The 11041-nt window shown below is 51.9% G+C and carries 17 protein-coding genes and 1 tRNA gene; all 18 read right to left on the bottom strand.

The genetic code is table 11. The features are described 5' to 3' along the window. Positions 1-93 precede the first annotated feature (93 nt). The 18 genes from DPRO_RS18075 to DPRO_RS18000 all read right to left on the bottom strand — a co-directional run bounded on the left by DPRO_RS18075 (position 94) and on the right by DPRO_RS18000 (position 10953). Entirely contained in the window at positions 94-2109 is a 2016-nt protein-coding gene (locus DPRO_RS18075; RefSeq protein WP_097013332.1) for a portal protein, read from the bottom strand. A gap of 32 nt (positions 2110-2141) precedes the next feature. After that, a complete protein-coding gene (locus tag DPRO_RS18070; protein WP_097013331.1) occupies positions 2142-3437 on the bottom strand; it encodes a terminase large subunit domain-containing protein in 1296 nt (431 codons plus the stop codon). Between the two features lies 1 nt (position 3438). Continuing rightward, the gene (locus DPRO_RS18065; RefSeq protein WP_097013330.1) at positions 3439-4143 is read right to left on the bottom strand and encodes a hypothetical protein; all 705 of its coding nucleotides are present in this window, start codon (positions 4141-4143) and stop codon (positions 3439-3441) included. A 70-nt stretch (positions 4144-4213) separates the two neighbouring features. Beyond that, positions 4214-4290, bottom strand: a tRNA-Thr gene (locus DPRO_RS18060). Between the two features lie 725 nt (positions 4291-5015). Further along, a complete protein-coding gene (locus DPRO_RS18055; RefSeq protein ID WP_097013329.1) occupies positions 5016-5483 on the bottom strand; it encodes a hypothetical protein in 468 nt (155 codons plus the stop codon). Then, positions 5483-5998, bottom strand: coding sequence for a helix-turn-helix domain-containing protein (locus DPRO_RS18050; RefSeq protein WP_097013328.1), 516 nt, complete (start codon positions 5996-5998; stop codon positions 5483-5485). The genes DPRO_RS18055 and DPRO_RS18050 overlap by 1 nt, the downstream gene beginning before the upstream one ends. Beyond that, positions 5999-6343, bottom strand: a complete 345-nt coding sequence (locus DPRO_RS18045) for a hypothetical protein (RefSeq protein WP_157917558.1) — start codon at positions 6341-6343, stop codon at positions 5999-6001. Positions 6344-6667: 324 nt separating this feature from the next. Continuing rightward, complete coding sequence (locus DPRO_RS18040; RefSeq protein ID WP_097013326.1) at positions 6668-6877, bottom strand: hypothetical protein; 210 nt, start codon at positions 6875-6877, stop codon at positions 6668-6670. A 98-nt stretch (positions 6878-6975) separates the two neighbouring features. After that, complete coding sequence (locus tag DPRO_RS18035) at positions 6976-7209, bottom strand: hypothetical protein (protein WP_097013325.1); 234 nt, start codon at positions 7207-7209, stop codon at positions 6976-6978. A gap of 3 nt (positions 7210-7212) precedes the next feature. Further along, on the bottom strand, positions 7213-7656 hold the full coding sequence (locus DPRO_RS18030; RefSeq protein ID WP_097013324.1) for a holin family protein: 444 nt from the start codon (positions 7654-7656) through the stop codon (positions 7213-7215). 181 nt (positions 7657-7837) lie between these two features. Next, positions 7838-7996 (bottom strand): hypothetical protein, encoded by a 159-nt coding sequence (locus DPRO_RS20200; protein WP_157917557.1) that lies wholly within the window; start codon positions 7994-7996, stop codon positions 7838-7840. A 100-nt stretch (positions 7997-8096) separates the two neighbouring features. Next, positions 8097-8315: a helix-turn-helix domain-containing protein gene (locus tag DPRO_RS18025; protein WP_097013323.1), complete on the bottom strand. Its 219-nt coding sequence runs from the start codon at positions 8313-8315 to the stop codon at positions 8097-8099. Next, positions 8312-8470: a hypothetical protein gene (locus tag DPRO_RS20195; protein ID WP_157917556.1), complete on the bottom strand. Its 159-nt coding sequence runs from the start codon at positions 8468-8470 to the stop codon at positions 8312-8314. The genes DPRO_RS18025 and DPRO_RS20195 overlap by 4 nt, the downstream gene beginning before the upstream one ends. After that, positions 8467-8772: a hypothetical protein gene (locus DPRO_RS18020; protein ID WP_097013322.1), complete on the bottom strand. Its 306-nt coding sequence runs from the start codon at positions 8770-8772 to the stop codon at positions 8467-8469. Before DPRO_RS18020 ends, DPRO_RS20195 begins: the two co-directional genes overlap by 4 nt. After that, positions 8765-9007 (bottom strand): hypothetical protein, encoded by a 243-nt coding sequence (locus tag DPRO_RS18015; RefSeq protein WP_097013321.1) that lies wholly within the window; start codon positions 9005-9007, stop codon positions 8765-8767. Before DPRO_RS18015 ends, DPRO_RS18020 begins: the two co-directional genes overlap by 8 nt. Beyond that, positions 9000-9428, bottom strand: coding sequence for a glycoside hydrolase family protein (locus DPRO_RS18010; RefSeq protein ID WP_197706486.1), 429 nt, complete (start codon positions 9426-9428; stop codon positions 9000-9002). Before DPRO_RS18010 ends, DPRO_RS18015 begins: the two co-directional genes overlap by 8 nt. Further along, the gene (locus DPRO_RS18005) at positions 9425-9694 is read right to left on the bottom strand and encodes a DUF3310 domain-containing protein (protein WP_097013320.1); all 270 of its coding nucleotides are present in this window, start codon (positions 9692-9694) and stop codon (positions 9425-9427) included. The genes DPRO_RS18010 and DPRO_RS18005 overlap by 4 nt, the downstream gene beginning before the upstream one ends. Further along, positions 9694-10953, bottom strand: coding sequence for a hypothetical protein (locus tag DPRO_RS18000; protein WP_097013319.1), 1260 nt, complete (start codon positions 10951-10953; stop codon positions 9694-9696). Before DPRO_RS18000 ends, DPRO_RS18005 begins: the two co-directional genes overlap by 1 nt. Between the last annotated feature and the right edge of the window lie 88 nt (positions 10954-11041).

Here is an 11041-nt window from a genome sequence, read left to right as displayed (position 1 = left end):
GCAAACGCTTGTTCGCCTTTGAACTTGTCGAGTTCGGCATCGTTAAACATTTGGTTCAAAAACTCTTCTTGAATTCTGAGGACCGCAAAAGCCTTATCGTCCCATGGGTCCAGTTGGGGGTATGCCCTGCGGAAAGCCTCCCGCATTTGATCTGCCCATTGCTTGAGCCATCGGCTGTCCAGGAACTCCTCCGCTGCCCTGCCCAGATTGCTCTGCCGCTTCATTTCGCTGTCGCTCTGCACGCAGTTGTCCCTCCTGCTCTTCAATCTTCTTGGTGGCCTGTGCAAGTTTCTGCTGCAATGCTCGGCAGTTCGCGGCCTCCTCCTGCGTGGGCAGGAAGTTATCCACCTTGATCCCGAGCAATGAATATTTGTATTTGATGAGTCCGAAGGTCTGCTCCGGAGAAACGCCCATTTGTGCGCCCGGTCCAGCGTTGAACTGAACAAGCTGCTCAAGCATCATGGCTTGCTGGTATTTCTCATTGAAGGACACGCCGACATTGATCTCGATGTCCTCAAGTCGGATGCGCTGCCCCTGCATAATCTGCTGATATTCAGGTGTCGGCCACTTCTCCATGATCTTGAGCATGTCGCCAATGATGTGCTTGAAGACCCAGCCCATACGCCGCGCAAGGAGCCGTTGACGCTGTTGTGCCGCGCTCATGATGAGATTCATTCCGCCAAGCGTCTTGTTGAGGCTGTTGGAGTCCAAGCCCTGATTGTATCGCGTGATGCCTGACTTGTTCTCAATGCCAGACATGGCGTCTTCTTTGGCCTTGAGAATGGCGTTTGAACGCCCACCGCGAGGGGAAGCGTCACCGATGCGCTGCGGATCCCCCTGCAGAACAGTGTGCGGGCCACGCTTCAACAAAGACTTGTAAAGCTGCGGGTCGTTGGTGATCGGGTTGCTGTAGGTCTGTAAGGCCGCAGAATCCTGCGCCAGGCGGTCAAGGTTCGTGACAATGCGCTGATCGTCTTCCAACTGTGACGGATAAGGGTCTTGTGACCATTGATGTGGCAGAGGGAAAGGCTTGCCGACTCTGAACGGTGGCCGCTTGTACGGATTCTCCATGATGTTCAGGACAACGCCGCACGACTCCCAAACGATAACAGGCTCAAGAAGGCCGTCACCGTCAATATCAAGCTTGGTGTAAATCTCGCGAACCTTCACAACCGTATTGGGCTTGAGCAGCTTTTCGTCGCTCTGAAAGTCGTTAATCTCCGACTCCAAGCCTTCAAGGTGTTCGCGTGAATCGCGCTCTGCATCGAGCGTGTCAACGCTGTCCTCATGGCTCAGATTCTCGGATACCTTCTTGTAGCTGCCCTTGCGGTAGATACCGGCCTTTTCATTCTTGCGAATATAGTTCAGATCACGGTCTGTCTGGTGGAAGCAGAGACGTGCATCATCAATCGTCTTCGCCTCTGGCGTGCGGAAAAATTCTTCGGGCGGGATGACTTCAAAGCATGGCCCCGCGAAAGTAATGTCTTTACGAACCGCCTTGACGTCCAGGTACTCTGTGTTTTCATCAAAGGCGGGATTGCCGAACTCGTCAACAATCTGTTGCCCCCACTCGTCAACGGCAGGAATGACGAATGTCTCTTCTTTGTACCGTGAAATGGTATAGGCCGGGTTTGCGCTGAGTTGCTGGAACTCTTCCGCGCTCAACCGCTCGTATTTCTCGGTTACGAGGTCATAGTCTTCTTTGTAGTAAACCTTGACCAGACCACCGTCACGATAGATCAAGCAATCCGTGATGAAAGCGTCGATCATTTCTTCGCCCGGCTGCTGCTTGTACAGAACCTTGCGAACATAGCGGCGCAACGCTTCGGCCTGCTGAGTGTTAGGCAGCTTGAAGGCGAAAAAGTCGTCCGAGAAAACCTCAATCAAGCCGGGCTGTGTCCAGTTCACCGCGTTGGCGATAACCGTGTTAACGGTCGTGGACCACCCTTTAGCCTTCTTTTGCTCGTCGCCGGGATAAGGAGCGCCACGAAAGCGCTTGAAGTCCTCAACGCGCAACTTCGAGCGATCCTCGGCGTAGTTCTTTGACTTGTCGATGTCAGCAGACAGCAAGTCTAAAATTTCAGAATCTTTGATCTGGATTTTTTCCATGAATTGGCCCTTGGGCTTGGTGGTGGGGAAAATTAGAGGAGCATGTTTTGCTGTTCAGGTGCTTCAAGCCGCCCGAATGCAATTGCACCAACGGCGCTTGAGTCCATCGTTAGGACAAAGGCGTCCGCGAGGTTTGGTGAGGGAACGCCACGCTTGGCGAGGTCCGGCTTTGATTCAACCTTTCTCTTGCCGCTAGGCGTGTGCGAATATGTGAGGTTAGAAAGCTCCGCGACAAGTTTGTCAGTGAGCGGGTGGTCAGATAGGAGACTGCATTGCTTCTCAGCGAAAAAGTCCCTTGCCTTGAACCAGAGTTCGGCTCGACTGTTGGCAAAACGCTCGTTTTCAGCCGCACGTTCAGAAACATTGATACCGGTGACGGGCAATCCCCATGATGCGAGGATGTCATAAACGCCCTTGCCCCATGTGAGGGCATCAATCACAATGTGATTCGCTTCCTGATCATAAAATGCGTCACGTACCCTACCGGCTATTTGGATGGAGTCCGTCATGTTGAACTCTTCCATGTGGGTGACCTGACCGCCCTGCCGTGTGACAATTGCGCTCGGGTCACCGCCCATGCTCATGCCAACGTCAACACCCATAACCTTGCCCATTTGCAAGTATCCAATATGGCGCCCTATCGAGGCGTTGATCTCCTCAATTGGGATAACAACGTCACCGGCTGAAACGTCAAACGAGCACTCAAACTCTTGCTCAAATTCGGCATCGGTCATCTCTGACTTGGCTTCGGCCAGTTCGTCAGCATCGACAATCCCGGTTTCACTCGCCTTGTACAACTGAGCCGACCAATTCCCCGACCTCAAAGCCTTGTTGTAAAGCTCCCAAAAGTGGTCGTGCCCATTTGGCGTGCCAATGAAAATCACAAAGCCCTTGCGATCTGAAAGAGCGGGCCGAAGAATCTCACCGTAAAGAGAGGGTGAACACTGTGCAGGCTCATCAACAACAACGCCGTCGAAATACAGACCGCGCATTGAATGGGGATTATCTGCGCCGTAAAGCGTAATCCGCGCCCCATTGGGGAAATCAACGCGCAATTCACTCTCATTGAACTTGACGCCAGGGAAGCCACCTACAAAGGTTTTTAGGTAGTCCCATGAAATTTGCTTTGCTTGCTTATAGAACGGAGCAATGTACCCGTATCGAGCATTTACTTTCGGCGTGCTCGTCGCGCTCAGAATCAACGTAATCAGTGCGCAGACTGTTTTCCCAAACCGTCTATGGGCAACAAGCACGTTGTAGCGCTTGATGTCTTGCAGGAATATTTCTTGGTATTTATGGGGCGTAACTGGAAGCTGGAATTTTGCCACCCTACACCCCCGGCAGGCTCACCGGAACGGGAGCAAGAAGGTTGTCTTTTTTGAGGCGGTTCTGACTCGCGGGTAGCAGGCGAAGGTTGTCCAACGCCCAGCATTGCTTGAAGTCAAAGCAGTCAGCTGATGTGATATTGAAAGATGCTATTGGCCGGATGTGGTCAATGTGGAGATCCCCACTCAAAAAATCATCCCACGAATAGCTTTTGGGCATCGTCTTTTTGAGGCGCCGCTCAAGTTGAGAGTAGTTATAACCAACCAGGTCTTCCCAATGCGCGCCCCCATTAGCCACCCCATCTTTGAGAGAAAACCTCATGCCGGCGGCAATGCGCTTGCTCACATTATAGCTAACCTTTGGCCGCAAAACCTGATGGTAGTAATTGCGTTGGTATTCTCGACGTTCTTCCCTGTGCGTGCGGTTGTACTCACGGTTCTTGGCCTTGCGAACTTCGCGACGCTTTTGGTAGCTTTTGCGGTCAATCTCTCGCGCCCGTTCCTTGTTCTTCTCTCGCCATGCGTACTTTCTAGCACGGTCCTTGTCGGCGTTGTTCTCCCGCCACCGCTTGGTTGCTGCGGCACCACACGACTTACAGTTTGAGACAAGGCCATCACGAGACTCAGCCCTCTTATAGAACTCAGAGACGGGTTTAACCTCACCGCACTTCGTGCATCTTTTTGTTTGGTACTCGGCCATGATATCCATGAAAGGGAGCGTTGCACTCCCAAAGGCTATGCGGATGAAAGAATATCAGCCGCGAGGTGGTAAATTTTCTTGGAGCCACCGAGAGGACTTGAACCCCTGACCGTCTGCTTACGAGGCAGTTGCTCTAACCAACTGAGCTATGGCGGCAAAAACATAAATTGCATTTGGGACTCTGCCCAATCCAAGGGAACCCTTAACTGTAGCCATCTCGCTCCCAACCACACCCCCTTAAAGAGAAGGAGCAGGGGGCTATCTCATCAGCTTCGGCCATCGCATTACACAACGGGCAAACCGACTTGCGCCCCCAGTCCTTCCTTGGGAGGTCTTCAAATTCATGCCCACACTTAGGGCAGTGAAAACTTAATAGCGGCACTTGCTCACCATCTTGCGGTTGCGCCACTTACGAGCCAGAGCCTTGATTACTCGACGGGGGAGGGACATCTAACGCCTCCGCCCTGCATGGCTATCAGCGTTTACATCAATCAATTTCTGAGTACAGGTAGGGCAAAGTCGGGTGGAGCGCATGCGAGGACGCCCGCAGTCGCCACAGCGCAAATTCTGACCATAGCAATTTTCCCATACGGGACCAGTTGGCTTATTCATTGGAACCTTCCTTTTGTGAAAATCGTTCGTGCAGGGGGCAACCTGTTTATTCACCGACATGGGCCAAGCGAGTCTCGACGCCCTACGCCACCATTTTGACCCCACACCCCCCCCTGGCCGGTGGGATGGCGTGCTACCGTTGATAATGGAAGTTAACATAATGGCCGTTACGGGAATAGGCTCTACAGCCTAAGCACTTGTAGTTATTAAATATCCAAAAGCTGCCACTTTTTATCCATTATCAATTAGCCTAATGTGTCACCCAGGTGTTACGACTCGAATTCTTCGTATTCGGCTTCTGCACACGAATCGAGTTGTGCCTGATTGGGCTGACCAGAGAGGACAGCCACGGCTGACTGGGGGAGCTGCGGCATTCCGACGACCTCGACCTGAATACGTGTGTCCTGCGTGGAGTGGTGGTCCACCTTGTCTACCCAGCCACCAGCACCAGGCTGTTTTATCCTGAAGATATGCTTGGTTGGGTTGCCCTTGTCCTTCATCATCGCCTTCTCACACTCAATTTCAAGGCGGTGTCGGGCTTTTTTTATGACGTTAGAAAACTCGGGATTCTGCTCCAAATCAAACACGGCATGCCTTGACCCAAAGCCTATGTAGAATGGCAATTCCGAGATGAGCACTGGTTCGCCGCTCTCTAGCTTCTCCTCAAAATAGAGTTCGCACATGGCGTCGAGGTCCATGCAGTTGTTGTAGAGAGGTGGGCGTCCGATTCTAGCCATTAGAAAGGTATCCCTTCTAGATATCCCGGCCCTGAGTTGAAACCGGATTCAAGTTGCTGTTGTGTGTAGCCCGTGTTCTGCGCGCTGGACTCGGCCTGGACTCTGTCGATATTGCGGCTCCACTCTGTGTGATCAAGCAAATGCGCCTTATCGACCAGCTTGCCATCGAAGTGAGGCACAATTCTTCCTGTCGCTGGCCTTTCATCGCTATATTGTTTGTATGCAAATTTTGCAGGGGTCGGGTACAGGGTGTATGCATTTGAACCATTGGGGTGCGCTCGCCACTTAACGAAATCCCACTCTTTTAGCTCTGCCAGGAGTCCGTGAACACTTCGGATAGACATCCCAGCCCTTTCGGCTATTGAACTTATGGCCGGGTAGCATTCTCCCGTATCGTTGTTGCGGAAGCTGCGGATGGCATGGAGTAGGGCCTTGTGAGCAGCCTTTGGCCGTGGGTCTTTGTCTATTGCGTTGATGTAGACCCAATTGGGCGTGGTAGACTTCTTTCTTTTCACCTATTGCCCGTGCTCCTTTTTGTGACACTCTTTACAGAAAACAATTACATCCTTGGGGAACATCCACTCACAACCTCTATGCTCGTAGGTCTTGTGGTGGACATGCAACTCAACATCCTTTGCCCTGCACTTTTGGCAGCGGAACGATGCCGCCTTGAGAAACTGGTATCTGTTCTCTCTCCAGTATTGGGACTTGAGATATCCAGGGTAGGACATGGCGCGGAGTTCATCAGGCGATTCCCACCGCCTCTTGGCAGGCTTGAATGTCCTACCGCTATTCTCCCACGCCTTCTCTCGCTGCTTGCGGGAGGCGTTGTATCCTACGTTGAATCTGCTCTTTGCCATTCTCACTACGCCTTGCGTCTTTGCGAAATATAACCCGCCCTGTCTCATCGTCGAGCGAACGGGCGTGATTTTTCTATTTGATGCCCCTATGACAAAACGGGCACGTTTTCGACTGCTTGTGTTTGCTGTCGAGCTGCGTCCAGATGATTGTGACGCCGCAGTGAGCGCAGTAGTATGTTCGTTTGCCGTTAGGCATGACCTATGACGGCAGTCCGTTCAAAAGCGAAGTTGGGTGGATAGAACAAAATAACTTCAACCATACTTGCTAGAAACCTCCACCTCCGCCGCGTTTCATTCCTGTTCCCTTGCTCACAGTCACACCGCCTACATGGTCCTGTCTTTCCACGACCAAGCGGCGAAACCAAGGCAAGCGGCAATGATGACAACGGTCAAGCAGAGTGGCATCCAGATCGGGGCAAGCACCCACCACCAAGACCAAGCAATATGGCCGGTCAGTTTCAAACCCACGAAAAGGGCCGTCAAAAGCCCGAAGAACCCAACGCCACCGGATTGTGTCACGGTTGTTTTGCTCATTTAAAACTCTCCTTTTTACAAAAGCAAAAGCCAAATTGCAGCCCATATGGGCGCGTCAATGGACAAAAAGAAAATAGTTATGTGGTGCAGAGCCATTTTCACTTATCTACTGCCTGCTTAATCCACTTAACGTCTGTCTTGATCTCGGTAATCTGTTGCATGATGTGTTCATATCTGGCCTGCTCTGTCTCGACAGAAAGAAGTCGTGCTGAAAGGTCAGATGCCCACCAAACAGTACCGGCGAACTGGACAAGAAAAATAATTACGACAGCAAGTGATACTTTGCGATCAAGCTGCCAGCAGGCATCAGTGTGTTCGTTTGGCTTTGTCATGTGCTACTTGAGTGAGTTTTTTGCTACTCCCTTGATGTGCTCAACGGTCCGGACGGCACCAAGACCAAGCATGCCGCCGATCAGCGAGACAAGAGTCCCGATAGCAAGGGCTGGGGGGTAAATTGCTGTTGCAGGGATAATTGAAAAGGCGATTAAGAGAGACCACAACCAAGTAAGGAGAGGGTAGACTAAAAACTGATAGGCAAGGCCGGCTCCACACACCCAGCCGATAAATGGTCTCCACCCAGCAACGAAAATTGACTTATGACCAGCCTCGGTCTTGTTGACTTCAAGCTGCCCCATGACGAGTTTTACATGCGCGGTCAACTCAGCCATGAACTGATTGAATTTGCGCTTTTCCGCCTCATCTGCGTCCGGCCATATTTTATCGACAATCGTCTTTCCAAAATCAAAGACGCTGCCAACTGCATCATCAAGGCCAAACATTACTTCCCTCCCCACTCAAACACCATGAACTTGCCACGCTTCCACCCGCGCCCATTCAACCAGTTATAAACCGTACTCCACCGCTCGCACAGCCAAAGGGCCAAAGGCTTAGGGCAGCCAATGGACCTCAGTCTGCAAAAGCAATGCAGCGGGTTGAATATGTGTTGAATCCAATTGGGCATTATGGCCTGTCCGTTACCTGATAAGAGTGCCCGTCCTCGTAAAGGCCGTAACTCTCCAAATCTTCGTCGCCGTCATACCAATCGGAAGCGGCAACAGACCCGAACATCAAATCCGGATCCATTGCTTCGTCGAGGGGTGTGATAAGTGTGTCGTCCATGAGGGTTCATATATACCCAAGCGGCGTGGAAAAAACGGGTGCCAAAAAGCACAAAAAAAGCCCCACAGGAGTGAGGCTATAGCGCTGACCTTGGTGGGATTCACCCCTTGCTGATAATCTTACAAACCGTCGAGTAATTCAGCCCAAACGCTGCCGCTATCGTCTTCCTCGGCACGTCGCCCTTGAACATTCGCATTATCTGTGCGTTGCGCTCAGTACGCGGCGGCTTAGGTATCTTTTCTTGACAGCCACCGTACATTTCGCACAGCTTGGTTGCGGACTCTTCGCCGATCAGGTCTCGCAGTTCGTGGAATTTCACACCCCACCCCCAAGCACCTTTTCCCGCTCATCAAGCAGCTTCTTGCAAATGGAGTCAAGCCGCTCAAGACGATCTGCCGCCCGTTTGATAGTCTTTTGGCTCAACGGCTGGGAAGTGTTGCGGAGTGTTTGAATGATTGTTTTGGTGGTCTTCATTTTTCCCCCTTCGCTTTGGCAAGAACCTGTCTGATGGCATACATCTCGTTGGTAAAGTCAGCACCCGCAACCTCCAAACTATTTAGGGTGTCCTTCAAAGCGTCATACATATCCGGTGCGGCGGCGATAAGGGCGGCGTTGGCTTTTGCTGTGTCGTAGTTGGCAAAGCCATCGCGGTCCCCGACTTCATGATTAACGAAGCAAATGTCATCTTGGTCCGAGGTGAACTTGCCGCCCTGCGAAACGTCAAGATTTTTATCGAACACCCACGGCCCCGGCGTATGCCCTTCAAATTTACTCATGTCGTCCTCCTTCTTCGATCATAACCCCAACCGTCAACGGCTTGTCGTGCTCTGTGCCACGCAACCATGGGAACACGTCACTCGCCATGCCATGACGCTTGTCAACGCGGTAGATTTTGCCAGTATCAACGTCTATGATTGTCTCGGTCAACGAATCCCGGCACTCATTGCGACCACATGTGTTGGAGATATTGCCTGTGATGTCCACGCCGCATCCTTTGCAGTGCTTAGTCATGCTTCACCTCCGACCACTCGCCACTCTTCATCTGAGCGGCCAATTCAGTTGCCCTGTCACCGACCTGTTTTGCCCAACGCGAATCAAGCATTTCGGCTGCGGCCTGTTCCCAGTCTTCATAGGAGATAGCTCGCCACATTTTTTGGAACTGCATCAGGCGGCTAATCCCGAGATTGAAACACATGTTGATCAATACGGCCTGACGCACTTCGTCGAGTCGAAGGAATCCCGAATGTCTTTCAAGCAGCGCACGCGCTTCGGCGACATCACGCCACAGCATGGTTTCGGCTTCGCCTTCATTGATCCCCTTGTCATCAAGATTTCTCCCAAATCCAATGGAGAGTTTGCCAGCGGTGCATCGATATGGCTTGAGCCTCAATCCTTCGTGCCTTTTCAGTTGCTCAGTCAATTGTTGCATCATAAGTAGCACTCCCTAAACTCTCGGTATTTCATGGCCTTTTCCATATCTTCATTCATTTTCGACTTGTCCTTGAACCCTGCCCGAAGGCGGTATTTGAGTTCGTTGCCCTTGCAGTATCCGACAAACTCCTCCGGCGTCAGCGTGTCGCGGATGATGTCGATGACCTCTTTGCCAAACTGCCGGTAGTGACTCGGCAGATTTACAGGGTCCGAACATAAAACCTCTGTTGATTTATGCTTGTTGTCGTGAATGTATGCGTCTGGCATTATGCACTCTCCCTTTCTTCCCACGAAACCCATGGGGAATTGTCGTTGACTGGTTGGCCCGGTTCGACACAGTAGACCTCAAGTGGGTTAACAAGTCCCAAACGCCTATTAGTCAACCAAAGCATTTGCTTAGGTTCGTCAAAACTAAAGTTGTTGTTGATGGCGAACTCGTTATATCCGACCAGTGAACCGTTGCAGAGAACTCGCGGCAGCTTCATGCACTGGTGAAAGTGACCGATGAGCAGGGTGTCATACCCCGCATTGTAGGATTGGACAGCAATCCGCTTTTTATGTTCACCGCGAGTGACCGGAGCCAACGCGCCGATGAATCCGGCACCGCCTCGAAACTGATTGCCGTGCGTCATGCGGTAAGTGTGATCGTACACCTTGAACTGCACGTCAGCGCCTTCACCAATGAGGAACTTGATTCGATCATCGTCGGCCATGAAGTCGGCAAGCTCATGGTAGAGCAGCCAGTCAAGGTTCTTGTGCGCGGCTTTCTTGTGCCGAATTTTCTTGGTGGTGCGGGTATGGTTGCCGAACTCACAAGGAACAAACACCTTGCCGAATCTGTCAGCCATGAGAGTCAGCGCACTTTGCAAGTTACGGCGCAAGTCAATCCACGCCGGTCCAATATCTTCGGCGTTGGTTTCCGACAACTCTTCGTGAATGTCGCCAGAAAGCATGTCACCATTCAGGCAGACGATAATCCCCGGCCAGTCGCGGCCCTTGAGGTGATCGGTCAACAAGTATGACGTGTTATCGCAAAGCGTGCGCAAGCGCTCGGCAGCGATATCCATGTCAAACCTGTTAAGCCCCTGGATCTCCTCCGGGCGAACCTGCTCAGCCCAATGGAAATCTGACCACATTGTCATAGGCACATCTTCGCCATGCTCGTGGATTTTTGCCGACCTTGGCACCCACACCGGCACATCGTCCGTGTTGGCACGTGACTTGAGAATAAACCGTTTTACCTCGGCGTCCGTCAGTTTCTCCTTGCGAGCGCGCTTGAGTTCCTTTTCAAGTTGCTGGATCTTGACCTCAAGCCGCAAAGTGTCCTCGTTACCGGGGTCAAGCTGCTCATTGGTGACTATTTCAGCGCCAGCCGGTTGACTCTTTTCGAGAGTTTCGCGTACCTTCCTGACCATGCGGGTTGAACAATCCGCTGCCCTTGCGAGTTCCTTGACCACCCTCCCCTGTCGCCAAACACTGCGAGGGAGGTCGAGGAGCTTGCTTTTTACAATATCGCTTTTATTCACTAGCCGTTCTCCTTTACATCGCTGACGTGCCCATCAAGCTCATGCAGCTTGTCAGTGAGCAGTCGCTCGATGTCCTCTTTCTTGTAGC

This window comes from Pseudodesulfovibrio profundus (genome assembly GCF_900217235.1).
In the GTDB taxonomy this organism is placed as follows: Bacteria; Desulfobacterota; Desulfovibrionia; order Desulfovibrionales; family Desulfovibrionaceae; genus Pseudodesulfovibrio; species Pseudodesulfovibrio profundus.
The sequence above is the reverse complement of the archived record's forward strand: the minus strand, read 5'-3'. Positions and strand labels throughout refer to the sequence as shown.